The organism is Wolbachia sp. wLmal, from assembly GCF_049435495.1.
Taxonomy (GTDB): domain Bacteria; phylum Pseudomonadota; class Alphaproteobacteria; order Rickettsiales; family Anaplasmataceae; genus Wolbachia; species Wolbachia pipientis.
Window position 1 is genome coordinate 969885 of sequence record NZ_CP185405.1, and the last position, 19448, is coordinate 989332.

The following is a 19448-nucleotide window of genomic DNA, read 5'->3' on the forward strand; positions in this document are numbered from 1 at the left end:
CTTTTTATACTAAATATATAAATAAATAAGTACTATTCAATACCTATTTTTTTAACAGTATCATGTAAATAATCACCTAAGACTGCTGAACTTTCTCTCACATACTGAATTATGCTTTTATTCAGGACAATTGCATCATGCATAGTTAAATCGCAGAATATAAATGCTATTAAATACAGTAAAATCACCGCATAAAATGTGTGAAAAATCCCCTCAAATGTAATTGACATTGCATTATTATAGCTGAGCTGTATTGAACTTATTGGCCATGGTTTTATCACTTCTACGACATTAAAAAATACGTAAGGTATCATAAGAAAAAAGAAAAAGTGCATAAAATCATTAAACCAAAATGGGCATTGAAACATCTGCTTACATATATTCCCATAGAGTTTACTTACAGCATAATAAATTGACATTATTGCTGGCATTGAAAGTGCTACAGTCAGTACTTGCCCTGACGCTATTTGTATTACTATTTCTTCACCACTGTTTGCTGAAGGGTCTTGAGCATGAAAAATAAATATTCCAATTAATTGCATTACTAACATAACTATTGCCAATTTTGTAAAAACAGCAGCTACGACTATTCCTGAGTCTGGCATTTTATATAGTAAGTATTCGCCTCCATATGTAAGAATTAATATAACATCGACAATAAATAATGTTAAAAAAGAAGACCAATAGTTCTGCCAACTTGGTAAATATCCTATTCCTAAAAGAGAGCTTACTGTTTTAGCAGGAAAAACCTTGCCTAGCATCTTCCCCAAAAATTTAAAAAAAATCCCCATGTTCTAAGTAACACTTGGTTTATATTATTTATAATACTGTATTGTAACGGACTTATCAATAACTTAAAACATGTATTGGAAGATTTTAGGTAATATGCAGCAACAGTAGAAGAACGTGCGCCAAAAATTTAATAATTTTATAGGGCTTATGCACTTAAATTTTTTGCAATATCAAGTGCAGCGTAAGTGAATATTGCACTTGCACCCGCACGTTTGAAACCAATCAAAGACTCATAAATCACCTTGTCATAATCTAGCCAGCTATTATTTGCAGCAGCTTTTATCATTGCGTACTCACCGCTTACTTGGTAAGCAAAAATCGGAAAATTAAACTTATCACTTGCTGTTTTGATAATATCCAAATATGGCATACCTGGTTTAATCATAATAAAATCTGCACCTTCATTTATATCCATTTCAATTTCGCACATTGCTTCGTGCGCATTTTTATAATCCATTTGATAACCACTTTTGTCTATAGAATGTGATAGCCCACATGAACCAACGACTTGCCTGAATGGAGCATAGAAGCTAGAGCAATATTTCACTGCATAAGATAATATTAATACGTCTTGAAAGTTGTTATCATCTAATGATTTTCTGATTCTTCCTACTCTACCATCCATCATATCAGAAGGAGCAACTATATCACATCCTGCCTTCGCTAAAGCAAGTGCTTGCTTACACAGTACTGATATAGTTTCATCGTTTTCTACATCCATCTGATTATCTTTTAAAATGCCGTCATGGCCATGAATAGTGTATGGGTCCAATGCAACGTCTGCAATAATACCAATTTCAGGTACCTTTAATTTTACAGCACAAATTGCTCTGCAGATTAAGTTGTCAGAATTATATGCTTCCTCAGCGTTTTCAGATTTTAGTTTACTATCAACTACAGGAAAAATTGCAACAGCATTAATTCCTAAATCTTTAGCTTCCTTAACTATAGACACTAATCCATCTATTGAATAACACTTTACGCCTGGTAAGCCAGAAATTGGTTTAGTTGTTTCTTCTCTGTCGTGAACAAACAGAGGAAGAACCAGATCATTTACTGATAAACTATTTTCACTTGTTAAATTGCGAACCCATTTGCTCGAGCGCCTGCGTCTTAATCTTGTATTTGGGAAATTAAACATTGGATCCAGGCAAATTCCCAGTAAAGAGCAACACCCCTGAAATGAGTATCACCCAAAACACTGATATTGGTAAAAATACTTTCCAACCAAGGCGCATTAGCTGATCATATCGATAACGAGGTATTGTTGCTCTAATCCAAATAAATATGAACAATAGTAGAACTATCTTCAAAACGAACCAAATTAAACCTGGAATTTTATAAAGCAAACCAAGTTCTAACGGAGGATACCACCCTCCTAGAAAGAATATTGTCATCATAGCACTTGCTAAAATCATGTTTGCATATTCTCCCAAGAAAAAGAGAGCGAAAGGCATGGATGAATATTCAACGTTATACCCAGAGACTAGCTCTGCTTCAGCTTCTGGTAAATCAAACGGGTGACGATTAGTTTCTGCAAGCAAAGAAATAAAAAATATTATTCCTATAGGCATTAGTAGCAAATCAACCCAAAATGGCATATTGTGTTTCGCTACCACCATCTCTCCAAGATTTAATGTTCCAGTGGTAATAACGACTGCAGCAACTATTAAGCCTATTGAAACTTCATATGAAATCATCTGAGCAGCCGACCGTATAGCGCCAAGGAATGCATAATTGGAGTTGCTTGACCAGCCTGCAATAATCACGCCGTATACTCCCAGCGACGATATAGCTAGCACATAAAGCACTCCAACATTAATATTTGCTATAACCTTAGGAATAACTACTTGCTGGCCATTTTCTACAATTACTTCAGCACCAAACGGTATAACTGCCCAGGCAATTAATGCCAAGATAAAGGTAAGCATTGGAGCCATAATGAACAGTATGGTGCTCGCTCTAAATGGTATTATCGGCTCTTTAATCAGTAGCTTAATAGCATCTGCAAATGGCTGCAATAGCCCAAAAGGTCCAACTACACTCGGGCCGTGCCTCAGTTGAATTGCAGCAAGGACCTTACGCTCAAAGTATGTCAAATATGCAACTGAAAGTAGTAGCGGTACTAAAATAAATAAAATATTAACTAGCGTGTTCATAAAAAGCTTTAGTACAATCTGCCATTATTTTTGAAGCGCGACTTATTGAATCCGTCATATAAAAATTACACTCCTTTGAAGTAAAAGGTGTATTACTTAAATTTATTTTACCATTGCTGATTGGTACCCATGTGTTTTTTACCACTTGATCAGCATTTCTAAACTGTGGACCGATAGTATCTAATTTTTTTCTTACGTCAAATAAACTATCATATGGTAAGGAAAGATCCAAATATTGCGAGAGATTTTTAATAATTAACCAATCCTCCTTTGCTTCACCTGGAGGAAATACAGCTAAATTTGTTTTTTGCACTCGACCTTCAGTGTTTACATAAGTTGCATATTTTTCTGTATACGCAGCACCAGGCAAGATAACATCTGCCACATGTGCACCCTTATCACCGTGATGACCTTGATAAATTACAAATGTGTTTTCTAACTTTGATGTGTCAATTTCATCTGCACCAAGAAGATAAACAACTTCTATTTCACCACTTTCTGCATGTTCCAATATTTGATTAATATCCCTTTCGCCTTTTTTAGGAACAAACCCAATATCTAGCCCACCAACTCTTGCTGCAGCTTTATGCAGCACATTAAAGCCATTCCAGTCATCTCTTACCATATTAAATTTTTCTGCAATTTTGCCAGCTAGAGCTAAAACTGATTCAGAATCATCTCTTATTAATGCATCTTGACCGATAATCAGCATAGGGTTTTGAGCAGCTACCAGCAGCTCACAGAACTTATGATTTCCATTTGCTATTTCACTCAAAATACCAGAATTATTGCCCAATTTCTCAACATGATATAAATATTCAATGTTAGGACCAACACTTGCAATAGGAAAGTTGCCCTGTAAATATCTCTTTCTCAATCTTACGTTAATGACCGGTGCTTCTATCCTTGGGTTTGTATTTATAAGCAGACACAAATCCGCATTCTCTATACCTTCAATAGTGGTATTGAACACATACGATCCACGATTATTTGGTATAAGTTTTGCACCATCCTGCCTGCAATCTATACTTCCCGAGCCGAGCTTCTGCATCATTTCTTTAAGTAGAAGCATAGACTCACAATCTGCTAAATCACCTGCAATTGCAGCTATTTTATTTGATTTTGTATTCTTTAATTTCTTTGCAGCAACAGTTAATGCTTCATTCCAATCAACTGGGGCTAATTTACCATCTTTTTTTACATAAGGTCGATCAAGACGCTGAACTTTTAGTCCATCATAGGCAAAGCGGGTTTTATCTGATATCCATTCTTCATTTACCTCTTCGCTCAGCCTTGGCAATATTCGCATAACTTCCGGGCCACGATAATCAACTCTAATACTACTTCCCACAGCATCTAGTACATCTATAGTTTCGCAATGTGATAGCTCCCATGGACGCGCTGTAAAGGAGTAAGGCTTTGAAGTTAAAGCTCCTACCGGGCAGAGATCTATGATATTTCCGGATAATTCAGAACTAATATGCCTTTTTATGTAAGTGCTAATCTCTACATTTTCTCCCTTTCCGATTCCTCCAAGTTCATTTGTACCTGCAACATCAGACAAAAATCTAACACACCGAGTGCAATGAATGCATCGATTCATCGCGGTCTCAATCAGTGGTCCGAAGTGTTTTTTTGGCACAGCCCTCTTATGCTCATCAAGTCTGCTGGTTCCTTTCCCATAAGCCATCGTGATATCTTGCAAATCGCATTCACCACCCTGATCGCAAATTGGGCAATCAAGCGGGTGGTTAATTAGCAAAAACTCAAGCACACCTTCACGTGCTTTTTTAACCTTAGGGGTATCAGTGTGAATAACCATCCCTTCTGCAACTGGCATTGCACAAGAGGCTACTGGTTTTGGAGGTCCACCCTCCACTTCAACCAAACACATTCTGCAGTTACCAGCAATTGCTAAACGCTCATGATAACAAAAACGTGGAATTTCAACGCCCACGACTTCACAAGCTTGAATTATAGTGAGCCCATGCTCTACTTCACATTCCTTAGAATTAATAGTAACTTTAACCACAACTATTATACAGCTTCCCACTTTATAGGATTGCCGCTTACCTCATCTTCAACCAGATTGCCGTTGTCATATTGAGCAGACATATAATTCATGCGCGAATCACGATCTATATATCTAACAGGTTTTACCGGTTTATCTTTATACATTTTTTGCTCAGCTTTCTTACGCTGAGTAGGGTTATTTTTACTAGCTGTCTTTGCTTTCCCACCTGCTGCCATATAAACTCCTAAAAACTTTTCATTCTATTTTAACACTTAAGTATATAGCGTCAATATTTAATAACTTTAAAATTTCAATAGATCTCTTATTATAATCATTTTACAATCATTGTTTAAATAAAAAGTTACCCCTTGATGCCATTCCAGCGCATGACGCACAGCTGTACGAACATTGCAATTTGCAGGCAATTTGCGTGGCAGATTCAAGTAGCTGACACTGGTTTCCATCCAAGACAGCAGTAGCCCTTTCGGTGTTATTTCAGTGCTTGACACTGAAATCCAGGATTTTGATTGGATACTGAGTTGGTAAGCATAAAAGTGTAGCTAACGCGAGCTCTACGTCATACCGCGATTTATTCGCGGTATCTCAAAGCATAGATCCCGCTAACACGTAGCGGGATGACGGTTGTTGTTTAGCTATAAATATTAAGAAATTTACCGAATAAAAAAAAGGCAAAAGAAGCCCTGGGGTTATTATCTGCTTTAAAATATTGGCGTTTTTTATGTTTTAAACGCTTGACAAGCAAGATTTAGCTGCTTTTAATTGCAACTAACCTACGCTGCAAATGTTTAAGAAATTTACTAAGCAGAAAAAAAGACAAAGAATCCCCGAGTTAGCTAGTCTTTTACCATCTCTGTCGAGTATTGGCATTTTTTGATGTCTTGTAACGCTTTATAAGCGCGTTCAGCTTATTTAGATAAAAATCTAGATGTAGATGAAGTTTTGTAAAGACATACAGCATCTATATACTGCAAAAAATTGAACATAAGACGCCGATACATTAAGTAATCCTTACCTTTTAATCTGCAGATTGGCGAAAGCAAATACAATAGCTTCACTATCATGATAAGGGCGCTGGCGGAGGGTGTCAAGGAAGTTTTTCGTTTCTGTGAACCACCTGCTAACCGACAGCTAACATTAACTACCGATATCGTATCTGAAGAAGCCCCCTGGCCATTCTAAAAAATTTAATGCTGAGTACACCTTACTTTTGGCTTCCTCTATAGTGCTCCCTTCTGCTACTATATTTAGCACTCTTCCGCCATCGGAAACTAAGTTACCACTTTCATCGAATTTAGTACCAGCATGAAACACCAACACACCAGGAATGCTTTCAATCTTATCTAATCCTTTAATTACTTCTCCCTTTTGATAATCACCCGGATAGCCTTTACTTGCAACAACTACACAAACTGTAGATTTGTTGTTAAGTTCCACCATTTTGACATTTAACTTTCCTTCTGCAACTGACAACATCAATTTTAACAAATCGCAATTTGAATCAAATCTAGGTAATATAGATTGCGTTTCTGGATCACCGAATCTAACGTTATACTCGAGAAGTTTTGGGCTATCTTTGCAAATCATTAAACCAGCAAAGAGTACTCCTTTATAAGACGTACCCATGTTAACCAATGCTTGAGCTGTAGGGTACATTATTTTTTGGATAATTTTTTGCTCCATGTCCTTACTTATAATTGAAGGTGATGAGTACGACCCCATACCTCCAGTATTTTGGCTTTCATTACTTTCATCAACTCTCTTATAATCTTTTGCACACCCAAGAGTTACTACTTTCAACCCATCAATAAGAGCAAAAAAACTTACTTCTTCTCCAACTAAAAACTCTTCTATGATTATTTCTTCACCTGATTCACCAAATTTTTTCTCCACTAGCATTGAATTTATTGCTGAAAAAGCTTCGCTTTCTGTATTACATATAACCACCCCTTTTCCTGCTGCAATTCCATTTGCTTTCACTACAAGTGGAAACTTTATTTTATTGCTACGTACAAAATCTTTAGCTAACCCTTCATCGACAAAACACTCGTACTTGGCAGTTGGTATACCATATCGTTTACATAGTCCCTTGGTGAAAGACTTCGATCCCTCAAGTTTTGCAGTTGCTTGACTTGGAGCAAAAACATTTATTCCCTCTGCAACTAAATCATCAGCAAGCCCATCAATTATTGGTTGTTCTGGACCAATAACAACCAACTCTATATTTTCTCTCTTGCAAAATTGTGTAACATCCACTGAATTTTGAATATTTACATCCACAAGAGCCCCAAGATCTTTCATAGCTTGGCGACCAGGAGTTACATATAACTCAGTCAAGATAGGAGATTTTTTTAGAGCCCAAAGTAGAGCGTGCTCACGCCCACCAGAACCTATAACCAGAACCTTCATCTTTATTTCCTCGCTTTTCTATATGTCAAAATTATTATTTGCTTATAACAGTATCATTACTCATGTATTTTTGCAACACGTTTGGTATTGCAATCGACCCGTCAGAATTTTGATAATTCTCCATTATGGCAATAATCGTTCTTCCTATAGCTAAAGCTGAGCCGTTTAAAGTGTGAACATATTTTTTTATCTTTTTATCAGTTTCTGAAGAGTATTTAGCGTTCATCCTTCTTGCTTGAAATGCACCACAATTTGAGCAGCTTGATATTTCTCTATATTTATTTTGCCCAGGTAACCATACCTCTATGTCATAAGTCCTTTGTGCAGCAAAACCCATATCGCCACTGCAAAGCAGCATTACTCTGTATGGCAATTCTAATTTTTTTAATATCTCTTCAGCAACACTCGTCATACGCTCAAGCTCATCATTTGATTGGTCTTCAGTTGTGATGCTTACCAACTCCACTTTACCAAATTGGTGTTGCCTTATCATGCCCCTGGTATCGCGACCTGCACTACCTGCTTCTTTGCGAAAGCACTCCGAATATGCAGTAAAGCGAATAGGCAGTTCTTTTTCTTCCATTATTTTGTCAGCAACTAAATTTGTTAAAAACACTTCACTTGTGGGAATTAACCTCAATTCGTCGGTAGTTAAATACGAATCGTCAGAAAATTTCGGTAGCTGACCAACATTATACATAGCCTCGTTTTTCACCAAAGTCGGGTGGTACACCTCAGTATAGCCAAATTCATTAACATGCATTTCAAGCATAAAATTTATTAGCGCTCGTCCAAGCTTAGCTAACTGTCCTTTTAATATCGTAAATCTTGATCCGGAAATTCTCGCCGCTTGTTCGAAGTCCATTAAACCTAATTTTTCTCCGAGTTCATAATGAGATTCTGGTACAAAATCAAACTGTCTTTTTCCTCCATATCTTCTCACCTCTAAATTAGAGTTCTCATCTGCGCCTATTGGCACATCTTGCGCAGGAATATTCGGCAAGTTAGATAAAACATTCACTAACTTATCCTTTTCCGCTTGTTCTTTTAAGCTGATTGCCTCTATCTCATTTGTGATGCTTTTTGACAACTCTATTTGCTCTTCACAGGGGCTCTTGCTCATTTTAAGCTTTTTTATTTCCTCTGTGATTTCATTGCGCTGCCTATTCAAATCCTGCAGTTTAGTGGTTAATGATCTTTTTTCGTAATCGATTTCCAATATCTCTTTCGCAGTAAATTCTCTAATTCCCCTGCTTTTTATTACCTTCTCAAATTCTTCAAAGTTCTTACGTATATATTCTATATCGTGCATATATTGTGCTATTACTAACATTGTTACTGTACTCAAAAAGCTCTTAATATTCAATATATTCTCATACTACTAAAATTATTATGGTTGATTTTTTTGTTAGAATTTGTTAAAATTTAATTAACTTAGTGTTCATAGGGTGTAGTATGCTGGGCATTACAAAAAATAATCAGAAAGAGAGCACTTACTTTGCTGGTGAGGAATTCGTTATCTACGCTACTTGTGTATGCCTAGCAGCCACATTCGCTGCTGGCTGTTTAGGGGCGGTAATAGGATCCCCTCTATTGACCTTTCCACTTGCTATGCTAATTTCTCATCCTGTGATCTGGATTATAATGGGAGTAGTTCTTACAACAGCATACAAATTAGCGAAGAACTATATTAATGGAAAAAGAGCAAGCCAAGGTGAGCAAAAAACTCAAGATGGAGATAGTGGTATTGTACCAGGAAGTGAACCCAATTCAAGGAACAGTAGTCGTAGAAGCTCTTTGGATAGTGGTTTGGGTGGTAAAGAGTTTCACGAAGATTTGGACACTCTTGTGCATCAGACAAACAGAAAAAACTATAGTTACTGGTTAGATGATAATGACATTACACATATTGCAAGAGTTGTATATGGGTACTCACAAAGTGAATATAGTAATAATAATGTCTATTTTCTTGCCCCTAGCTATTCTAATGGTTGGGACGAACTCACAAAAGAATTTCTTCAGAATTATAGAGGTGAATTCAAACAAAATTCTAAATTGATATTTACTTCGGTTCTTCATATTAACAATAATCATTGGGTAACTTTGGTTATTAAACCTGATGCAGGTGATAAAAAATTTAGAGCTTATTACTGTGACTCATTTGGTAATCAATTGCCAGATAATGTGCTAAATATTGTTAAAAGAGAACTGCAAAAAGAGGAATGGGTATTAGACATAAGAATTTCCCCAACTAAGCAGCAAAGTGACGGGTATAACTGTGGAATATTTGCGTTAGAAAATGCTCATAAAATTACACAAATGCTTAACGAAGACAAATCATTTGACGAAATTGATAAAAAGTTATCAGAATATAAATTTGATTTGAATGAGAAAAGAGAAGAATTTACAAGAGCGCTTATGGAAGATGAGAAATGTAAGGAAGATCTAAGAAATCGTAAGCGTCCGCCAAGGACGAAAACATCTCAGTCTTCTATTTCAAGGGAGAATGCAAGTTTGTGTTGCATTATGTAATCAATGAAAAATTACCATTGACCTTATGCCCCTCCAAATAGGAAATTTGACAATTGATTCTCCAGTTATTTTAGCTCCAATGTCTGGAGTGACTGATTATCCGTTTAGAAGTATTGTGAAGAAACTTGGTGCAAGTTTGTTAGTTTCAGAGATGATTGCAAGCAGAGCTATGATTATGCAAACTCGCCAGAGTTTGCAAAAAGCAAAAGTCGATGCATTAACTGCTGTTCAGCTTGCTGGATGCGAACCGAATGTTATGGCAGAAGCTGCAAAATTGAATGAGGATATGGGAGCTAAAATTATAGATATAAATTTTGGTTGCCCTGTTAAGAAAGTTGTAAACGGTTATGCAGGATCAGCACTAATGCGTGATGAAAAAAAGGCTGCTGAAATAATTGAAGCTGTAGTCAAGGCAGTGAATGTGCCAGTTACAGTAAAAATGCGCACTGGATGGAACGATGAAAATCGCAATGCCCCGAGACTTGCGAAAATTGCCGAAGACTTAGGAGCAAAAATGATCACTGTGCATGGAAGAACAAGAGCGCAGCTTTATAATGGTCAAGCAGATTGGAAATTCGTTAGAAATGTTAAAGAGCAAGTGAAAATTCCAGTTATAGTAAATGGCGATATTAAAAATTTAAATGATATTCAGAATGCTCTCAAAGAATCTGGAGCAGACGGAGTGATGATAGGTCGTGGTGCCTACGGTAAACCTTGGCTGGTTAATCAAGCAATGAACTTTCTCAGTGGAAGTGAAACTTCTGAGCCAACAGCTTCAGAGAGATTAAGCATCATACTCGAGCATTACGACAATATTCTTGAGTACTATGGAAATGACACAGGAATAAAGATGGCCCGCAAACACATAGGTTGGTACAGTAGCGGGCTTCAAGGCTCATCTGAATTTCGTGTGAGAGTAAATAACATGACAGATAGCACAGAAGTGAAAGAAAATATTATTGGCTTTTTTGGTCAAGAGACACACTAGCTGTACTCAATTCGACTGATCGTATGCCACTACGCTCTCTTCCTCACCAGAGTGTAAATGACAACCATTATCCATCAACCATTCCTCGTCATAAGTTTCAATATCAAAATATTTTTCATATTTATCCACATTATCACAAAGTGAAAGTGCTCTGATCTTATTCATAATCAAACCTGTACCAGCAGGAATTAATCTTCCTACTATAACATTTTCTTTTAATCCACTTAAAGGATCACTCTTCCCGCAGAATGCTGCTTCTGTAAGTACTTTTGTTGTCTCTTGGAAAGAGGCAGCAGAAATAAAGGAGCTAGTTTCAAGACTTGCCCTAGTAATCCCCTGCAGAATAGGAAGATAATGAGTAGACCGTTTGCCAGAGTTACTCATAGCATCATTTTCCCTATCAACTTCCAGCTTGTCAATGCTTTCGCCAACCAAGTACATAGTATCACCAGGATCAGTAATTTCCACTTTTTGTAGCATTTGTTTTAAGATCACCTCTAAATGCTTATTGTCTATACGAACACCCTGCAATCTATAAACTTGCTGTATTTCAGAAATCATATAGTGCGCTAAAGCTTCTAACCCAAGCACACGTAAAATATCATGGAGATCAGGGTCACCATCCATCAATAGATCACCTTTACGTACAAAATCACCTTCATTGACTATTACATGCTTACTTCTTGATACCAAATATTCAACTGGAGAAATTTGTTCATCTACAGGTTTAATTAATATACTGCGTTTTCCTCTACGGTCTTTTTCAGAAAACGCTACATAGCCATCTATCTCACTAACAATAGCATGCTCTTTAGGACGACGTGCTTCAAATAACTCTATAACCCTCGGTAAACCACCAGTAATATCACGAGTTTTAACTGACTCTCTTGGTGTTCTTGTAATAACATCACCTGCATGAACCTTCTGGCCATCTTGTACATTGAGCACTGCACCGATTGGTATAAAATAACATGCTTCAACGCCACTTGCGAGTGTCATTACTTTACCATTATCGTCAAGCAGCACAATACGAGGACGTAAATTAGCTCCACCAGAATGCAATTTCCAGTCTTTTACTACTTTGCTTGATATTCCTGTAGATTCATCCATCACTTCAGTGATCGAAATTCCATCTTTTAAGTCCTGATAAGACACTGTACCAGTCTTCTCCGTGATAATAGGCAATGTATAAGGATCCCATTCCGCAACTTTATCGCCAATTTTTACTGACCCACTCTCATCTACATAAAGCTTAGCGCCGTAAGGTACACTGTGCTTCAACTTCTCACTACCAAGGCTATCAATCAACACGACTTCACAGGAACGGCTTATCACAATTTTATTTCCGTTTCTATCTATAATTATATTACTATTGTTTAACTTTATTTTAGCATTAATAGAAGCTATAATATTCGAGGATTCAACGCCTCTAGTCATTACTCCACCTATATGAAAAGTACGCATCGTTAACTGAGTACCTGGCTCTCCAACAGATTGAGCAGCTATAACACCAACTGCTTCACCTATTGAAACAATTTTACCAGTTGCAAGGTCTCTTCCATAACATAAAGAACATACACCAGGACTTATTTCACAAGTTAAAGGCGATCTAATTTTTACAACATCAAGACCTGCAATGCTGATTTGCTTTACTTTATCCTCATCAATTAATTCCCCTGCTTTTACTAATAATTCTTTTGTCACTGGGTTATATATATCATTTGCAGCTGTTCTACCCAGCACAACACTCTCTAGAGATGCAACTATAGTACCTCCTTCAACTGTAGCTCTCACAACAAGACCATTTTTTGTTTTACAGTCATGCTTTGTAACTATGCAATTTTGAGATACATCAACTAAACGACGAGTTAAGTATCCAGAGTTTGCAGTTTTAAGTGCAGTGTCAGCTAAACCTTTACGCGCACCGTGAGTAGAATTAAAGTATTCAAATACGTTCAATCCTTCACGGAAATTAGAAATTATAGGTGTTTCTATAATCTCACCAGAAGGTTTGGTCATGAGCCCTCGCATTCCTGCTAGCTGTTTCATCTGTGAAGTAGAACCCCTTGCACCAGAGTTAACCATCATATACACTGAGTTGTACTTACTATTTCCATCATATATAGATATTGCTTTTAACATATCATTAGCTATCATATCCGTACACTTAGACCATTCATCTATAACCTTGTTATACCTCTCACTTCTAGTTATTAGCCCATCTTGATATTGCATAGAGAATTTCTTAATTTCACCCCTCGCGTGATCAACATGTGTAGCTTTAGTTTCAGGTATAACCATATCACAACGACCAAAAGAGACACCAGAAAATGTGGCATACTCAAAGCCAAGTACCATTAATTTATCAGAAAATGCCACTGTAGCACTTTGACCACAGTTACGATATACCAAATCAACTATACCAGTTATTTCCTTGACTGTTAATATCTGATTTATTAGATCGAAGCCTAGATTCTCATGCTTAGGAAAAATTTGCCATAATATTAAACGGCCAGGAGTTGTACAAACAGTTTTATAGTGAGTTTCACCGCTGCTATTAATATACTCCATCCTATACTTTATACTAGAATGAATATGTAAAGTACCATCGCTCAAGGAATGCTCAACTTCACAAAAAGCACCAAAAGATGGTAAATTATCTTCCTTAGGTTCTTGTAAAGTCAGATAATATATACCAAGTACTATATCTTTACTAGGAACTATAATCGGTCTGCCATTGGAAGGACTTAAAACGTTATTAGTGGACATCATCAACACCCTAGCTTCAAGCTGAGCTTCCAATGAAATTGGCACATGCACTGCCATTTGATCACCATCAAAATCAGCATTAAACGCCGTACAGACAAGCGGATGAAGCTGTATTGCTTTGCCTTCAATAAGGATTGGCTCAAAAGCCTGAATACCAAGTCTATGTAGCGTAGGCGCTCTATTCAACAAAACAGGATGCTCTTTTATTACCTCTTCAAGCATATCCCAAACTTCTGGTTTTTCTGCTCTTATCAACTTACTAGCAAACTTAATAGTTGGAGCCATACCATACATCTTAAGCTTTGAGTAAACAAAAGGTTTGAATAGTTCAAGAGCCATTCTTTTTGGTAATCCACACTGATTTAGTTTCAAAGTTGGACCAACAACTATTACAGAACGTCCAGAGTAGTCTACCCTTTTTCCTAAGAGGTTCTGGCGAAAACGACCCTGTTTTCCTTTTAACATATCACTAATGGACTTTTTATATCCAACAGCACCAGCTTTATTTACCAAAGTATTACGACGACTATTATCAAAAAGAGAATCAACTGCTTCTTGTAACATCCTTTTTTCATTACGAATCATAATCTCAGGAGGATTTAAGCTCAACAATTTCCTCAACCTGTTATTTCTATTAATAACAGTCCTATAATGATGATTCAGATCAGAAACTGCAGGACGACCACTCTCAAGCGATACCAAAGGACGCAAATCAGGTGGTAAAATAGGTATAGTTGTAAGTATCATCCACTCAGGCCTATTTCCAGATTTAATGAAGTTTTCAACAATACGCAATCTCTTTATAATTTTCTTTCTTCTTATCTCAGAAGCAACAGATTCTAATTCTAGTCTTAAATCCTTCCTAATTTCATGTAAATCAAGGCGCGTTAGCAACTCTCTTATAGCTTCAACACCTTGCATAGCTACAAAACTATCGATCCCATAGCTATCTTTAGCTTCATTATAAGCTTTTTCACTAATAATCTCACCTTTTTCAAAAGGCGAAACAAGAGGATCTATTACGATATAATTATCGCTATATAAAATATTCTCAATATCTCTGAGAGACATATCCAATAATGCTCCAATTCTTGAAGGAAGCGATTTCAAAAACCATATATGAGCAACAGGAGATGCAAGCTCTATATGACCCATCCTTTCTCTTCTTACTTTAGAAGATGTAACTTCTACTCCGCATTTTTCGCATATGCGACCTCTGTGTCTTCTTTTTTTGTATTTTCCACATAAACATTCATCGTCATTGACAGGGCCAAAAACCTTAGGGCAAAATAATCCACCTTTCTCAACTTTGAACGTACGATAATTTGCAGTTGAAACATCTTCTATCTCACCACAAGATATACGCTTAATACTTTCAGGGCTAGCAATCGATATGCTAACCTCATTAAAAGGTTGTGCAATGTTAGTGTGAGATATATCTTCAATCACTACATCATTTTGCTTTAAATCTACATTTAAACATAAAGAACGTAGTTCTTTTATCATCACATTAAAGGATTCAGGAATTCCACATTCAAAATTACTGTCACCTTTTATTATCGATTCATAAATCTTAACTCTACCATTAATATCATCAGACTTCACAGTTAACATTTCCTGCAAAGTATAAGCAGCACCATAGGCTTGTAATGCCCAACATTCCATTTCACCAAAACGCTGACCACCAAAATGAGATTTTCCTCCAAGAGGTTGTTGAGTAACCAAACTATAAGGCCCTACTGAACGCGCATGAATTTTACCATCAACCAAGTGGTGCAACTTAAGCATGTACATGTAACCAACTGTAACCTTGCGGTCGAATTTTTCACCACTGCAACCGTCATATAATACAGCTTGTCCAGAGTTATCTAAACCAGCAAGTTCAAATAATTTTGCTATTTGTTCATCTTTTGGACCCTCAAATACAGGTGCAGCAACAGGAACGCCATCACGTAATTTGCGTGCAAATTCAATGAGATTATTATCACTAATATTACGAATATCATTACAGATAGATACGTTACTGCCATAGCTATAAACCTCAATCAGGAAGTTACGTAAATTGCTGTATGAACTTTTACAAGAGTTCAAATAGTTCTCTACTAACTCATTCAACTCGTCATTTAGTGCATTCTTATTAGGTGTATTTAAAACAGAAGCCGTTATTTCATCATCAATATTTTCAATTTTTTTATTATCAAGGTATGCTACTGCAAATTGTGTAAAATTATCATCGTTAAGGGACCTAATTCCCTTGCAAAAAGCACTTTTGATCTTATTGATCTCATCGAGAATATTACTTACCTTTTCCCCTAATTTTCTACAAGCCCAACCTACATGCGTTTCCAGTATTTGCCCTACATTCATTCGTGAAGGAACACCAAGAGGGTTAAGAATAATATCAACAGGAGTACCATCTTCCAAATAAGGCATATCTTCCACTGGCACAACTCGAGAAATCACACCTTTGTTTCCATGTCTACCAGCCATTTTATCCCCTGGTTGCAGACTATGTTTCACAGCAATGAAAACTTTTACTGACATCGACACACCTTGAGGCAGGTCATAACCTTCATGTAATTTTTCTACTTTTCGCTTAAACTGTGCTATTGCATGTGATACTTTTTCATCAAAATCTTTTTTTAAGCTCTTAACTTGCTCAGAAATGGATTGGTTTTTTAATCCTATACCCCACCATTGCTCACGTTCAATAGAGTCAAATTTTTCTCGATCTTGAGAACCAGAATTAATAAGAAGTTTCTTCAGCTCATCATAGAAATATTCACTAGTAACATTGATTATATAATCTCGCTCTTCCTCAAAGTCATTTATCTCTTTTTGTTTGATGAGTAATGCCCTTTCATTTTCTTCAACCCCCCTGCGTGTAAAGACTTGTACATCAATTACTGTCCCTTCAACATCTGGAGATGTATATAAAGAGGAATCCGCACAATCGAATGACTTTTCACCAAAAATTGTCATTAATAACTTCGTTTCAGGAGGCAATGAAAGAGAAGGTTTAGGTGTAACTTTACCTACCAGAATATAGCCTGGACCAACTCTTGTACCAATTTTCACTATACCACTATCATCCAAGTGATATAGATTTTCTTCATTAACACCAGGTATAGCACGAGTTATTTTTTCTGATCCTAAAGGGGTATCATGTACAACACAGTCAAATTCTTCTATATGAATAGAAGTAAAGAGATCTTTTTTAACAACTTCACTAGAAATAATAATAGAGTCTTCAAAATTATAACCTTGCCAAGACATAAAAGCGACTAGCAAATTTTTACCAAGCGCCAACTCACCACTGTTAATTGCAGGACCATCAGCTATTACATCACCCTTTTTAACATAATCACCTACGCACACTAGCGGTTTTTGATTAATACAAGTATTATGGTTAGAACGCTGAAATTTCCTTAGATGATAAATATCTACGTCCAAGTAGTTAACCCTTTCTTTATCAAAAGCACGTATAACTATAGAGTTACTATCAGAACTATCAACTATGCCATCGCGTTTTGCTAAAACTACAGCACCAGAGCCAGAAGCTACAAAAGACTCCATACCAGTAGCAACCAGAGGAGCGGTAGGCTTCAATAAAGGTACGGCCTGACGTTGCATATTTGAGCCCATTAATGCTCTATTAGCATCATCATTTTCTAAAAATGGAATCAAGGAAGCTGCAACTGATATTACCTGCTTAGGAGATACGTCAATGTAACTAACTTGGTCGCTACTTACCATGACGAAGCTACCAGCATATCTACAGTATAGCATGTCATCAACAAAGCAATTATTTTCATCAAGCTTTACGCTAGTGTCAGCTATATGATGTGAGCCTTCGTCTATAGCAGAAAGATACTCAATTTGATCAGTAACAACCCTATTGACTACTTTTCTATAAGGGCTTTCAATGAAACCATATTTATTAATACGCGCGTATATAGCTAAGCTGTTGATTAACCCTATATTTTGCCCTTCAGGAGTCTCAATAGGGCAAATTCTTCCATAATGAGTTGGATGAACATCACGCACCTCAAATCCTGCCCGTTCTCTTGTTAAACCGCCAGGACCTAACGCGGATAACCTTCTTTTATGTGTTATTTCAGATAACGGATTAGTCTGATCCATAAATTGAGATAATTGAGAAGAATTGAAGAAATCTCTTAAGACATTAGTTAACACTTTTGGATTAATAAAATCAGATGGAGAAACTTTATCTAAACTAGAAGTGGACATAGAATCAACTATTGCGCGTTCCAATTTCAACAACCCAGTTCTAAATTGATTTTCTATAAACTCTCCAACTGATCTTACTCTTCTGTTTCCTAAATGATCAATATCATCTACAGATCCTTGACCGTCACGTAACAATACTATTTTTTTCACAATTTCAATAATATCTTCATGCGTTAAAACAGTTAAATCCTCATCATAATTTAATCCAAGGTAAGAGTTAAGCTTCAACCTACCAATGTTAGACAAATCATAATATTCCGGACTGAAGAAAAGATTACGGAAAAACTCTTCTACTATCTCTAAAACAGGAACTTCACCAGGACGCAAAACTCTATATATTTCATATAGTGCATCCTGATAAGACATGTTTTCATCTAAGAAAAGCGTATTTAATATATAAGGTCCAACAAACAAATTATCTATGTTCAACACTGATATTTCATCTACAGATAATAACTCAAGCTTCTTTATGTCTTCCAGCTTTATAGATTCACCAGCAGATAAAATTTTCGTAGAGCTAGCACTATCCATTAAATCTTCTGCGAGGAATAAACCACATATAGAATTAAAAGGAACCAGATACTCTTTCAATTCATTATCATATAGCTTTTTAGCTAGTCTTGAGGTAATACGAACGTTGGCTTTAAGCAGCACATTACCTTCAATATCCATTAAGTCGAAAGGCAGCCTCACTCCTTTAAATTTATCAGGAACAAAAGGCACTTTCCAACCATCTTTATGTTTTACATACTTTATTTTCTCATAAAATCTATCGAGTATATCATTATTTGATAGACCCAACGCCTTTAATAAAACTGAAATTGGCAATTTTCTTTTTCTATCAACACGAAAATACAAATGGTCTTTAACATCAAATTCAATATCAAGCCAAGAACCCCTATAAGGAATAATTCTAGCAGAATAGATCAATTTACCAGAATTGTAAGTTTTTCCCTTATCGCTATCAAAAAATGCACCAGGAGACCTATGCATTTGTGAGACGATAACTTTTTCCACACCATTAATGATGAAAGTGCCCTTATCAGTCATCATAGGCAACTCACAAAAGTGGACTTTCTGCTCTTCTATAGATTTTACAACGGTTGCAAGTTTAGAATGATCTCCACTCTCTTTAATCGATTTATATTCATCAAGAGAAATACCATCCTGCATAACAACAAGACGTATAGAAGCAATAACCTGAGCAGAAAAAGTTACACCACGCTTTATACACTCAGATTCATCATACTTAGGATCATCTACCCTACAACTTATAAACTCAATAGTAGCCCTACGCAAAGGATCATTTATTGGAAAGATTGTATGAAAGATAACTTCAAGTCTTTCATTACCCTTATTCTTAGGAGTAAAAGAATCATATGATTCTTTTTGAACCTTAACCAAATCCAATAAAGAATCTTTTAAATCAATCGACCTAGAATAAGAAACTCTAGGAACAAAAGCACCAGAAGCGTACATATAAGAAGAACCAACCATTAAAATACCCCAAACTAAT

General features: G+C 36.3%; 10 protein-coding genes. 2 read left to right on the forward strand and 8 right to left on the reverse strand.

What is annotated here, in order from left to right; all coding sequences use genetic code 11:
* Positions 1–32: 32 nt before the first annotated feature.
* The 7 genes from ACEL90_RS04920 to serS form a co-directional block, all read right to left on the reverse strand.
* Complete coding sequence (locus ACEL90_RS04920) at positions 33–791, reverse strand: phosphatidylglycerophosphatase (RefSeq protein ID WP_423348817.1); 759 nt, start codon at positions 789–791, stop codon at positions 33–35.
* 146 nt (positions 792–937) lie between these two features.
* On the reverse strand, positions 938–1933 hold the full coding sequence (gene hemB, locus ACEL90_RS04925) for a porphobilinogen synthase (protein WP_423348818.1): 996 nt from the start codon (positions 1931–1933) through the stop codon (positions 938–940).
* Positions 1926–2951: an NADH-quinone oxidoreductase subunit NuoH gene (gene nuoH, locus ACEL90_RS04930; RefSeq protein ID WP_423348819.1), complete on the reverse strand. Its 1026-nt coding sequence runs from the start codon at positions 2949–2951 to the stop codon at positions 1926–1928. Before nuoH ends, hemB begins: the two co-directional genes overlap by 8 nt.
* Positions 2935–4983 carry an NADH-quinone oxidoreductase subunit NuoG gene (nuoG, locus tag ACEL90_RS04935; RefSeq protein WP_423348820.1) on the reverse strand — a complete coding sequence of 683 codons (2049 nt, stop codon included), beginning with the start codon at positions 4981–4983 and terminating at the stop codon, positions 2935–2937. Before nuoG ends, nuoH begins: the two co-directional genes overlap by 17 nt.
* 5 nt (positions 4984–4988) lie before the next feature.
* Positions 4989–5201, reverse strand: a complete 213-nt coding sequence (locus tag ACEL90_RS04940; RefSeq protein WP_006279675.1) for a hypothetical protein — start codon at positions 5199–5201, stop codon at positions 4989–4991.
* Between the two features lie 919 nt (positions 5202–6120).
* Positions 6121–7392: a phosphoribosylamine--glycine ligase gene (gene purD / locus ACEL90_RS04945; protein WP_341811236.1), complete on the reverse strand. Its 1272-nt coding sequence runs from the start codon at positions 7390–7392 to the stop codon at positions 6121–6123.
* Between the two features lie 34 nt (positions 7393–7426).
* Positions 7427–8704 (reverse strand): serine--tRNA ligase, encoded by a 1278-nt coding sequence (serS, locus tag ACEL90_RS04950; protein ID WP_265027500.1) that lies wholly within the window; start codon positions 8702–8704, stop codon positions 7427–7429.
* A gap of 143 nt (positions 8705–8847) precedes the next feature.
* Here serS and ACEL90_RS04955 point away from each other — a divergent pair, with 143 nt between their 5' ends.
* Both ACEL90_RS04955 and dusB read left to right on the forward strand, forming a co-directional pair.
* Positions 8848–9924 (forward strand): C48 family peptidase, encoded by a 1077-nt coding sequence (locus ACEL90_RS04955; RefSeq protein WP_265023476.1) that lies wholly within the window; start codon positions 8848–8850, stop codon positions 9922–9924.
* Positions 9925–9949: 25 nt separating this feature from the next.
* Entirely contained in the window at positions 9950–10912 is a 963-nt protein-coding gene (gene dusB, locus ACEL90_RS04960) for a tRNA dihydrouridine synthase DusB (protein ID WP_423348821.1), read from the forward strand.
* 6 nt (positions 10913–10918) lie between these two features.
* On the opposite strand, the gene ACEL90_RS04965 is transcribed toward dusB, so the two are convergent.
* The gene (locus ACEL90_RS04965; RefSeq protein WP_423348822.1) at positions 10919–19429 is read right to left on the reverse strand and encodes a DNA-directed RNA polymerase subunit beta/beta'; all 8511 of its coding nucleotides are present in this window, start codon (positions 19427–19429) and stop codon (positions 10919–10921) included.
* Positions 19430–19448 lie beyond the last annotated feature (19 nt).

Excerpts from the sequence above, each read along its gene's own strand:
- ACEL90_RS04920 (WP_423348817.1), bottom strand. The coding sequence starts at position 791 with ATGGGGATTTTTTTTAAATTTTTGGGGAAGATGCTAGGCAAGGTTTTT.
- hemB (WP_423348818.1), bottom strand. The coding sequence starts at position 1,933 with ATGTTTAATTTCCCAAATACAAGATTAAGACGCAGGCGCTCGAGCAAA.
- ACEL90_RS04940 (WP_006279675.1), bottom strand. The coding sequence starts at position 5,201 with ATGGCAGCAGGTGGGAAAGCAAAGACAGCTAGTAAAAATAACCCTACT.
- ACEL90_RS04965 (WP_423348822.1), bottom strand. The coding sequence starts at position 19,429 with ATGGTTGGTTCTTCTTATATGTACGCTTCTGGTGCTTTTGTTCCTAGA.
- serS (WP_265027500.1), bottom strand. The coding sequence starts at position 8,704 with ATGCACGATATAGAATATATACGTAAGAACTTTGAAGAATTTGAGAAG.
- ACEL90_RS04955 (WP_265023476.1), top strand. The coding sequence starts at position 8,848 with ATGCTGGGCATTACAAAAAATAATCAGAAAGAGAGCACTTACTTTGCT.
- nuoH (WP_423348819.1), bottom strand. The coding sequence starts at position 2,951 with ATGAACACGCTAGTTAATATTTTATTTATTTTAGTACCGCTACTACTT.
- dusB (WP_423348821.1), top strand. The coding sequence starts at position 9,950 with ATGCCCCTCCAAATAGGAAATTTGACAATTGATTCTCCAGTTATTTTA.
- purD (WP_341811236.1), bottom strand. The coding sequence starts at position 7,392 with ATGAAGGTTCTGGTTATAGGTTCTGGTGGGCGTGAGCACGCTCTACTT.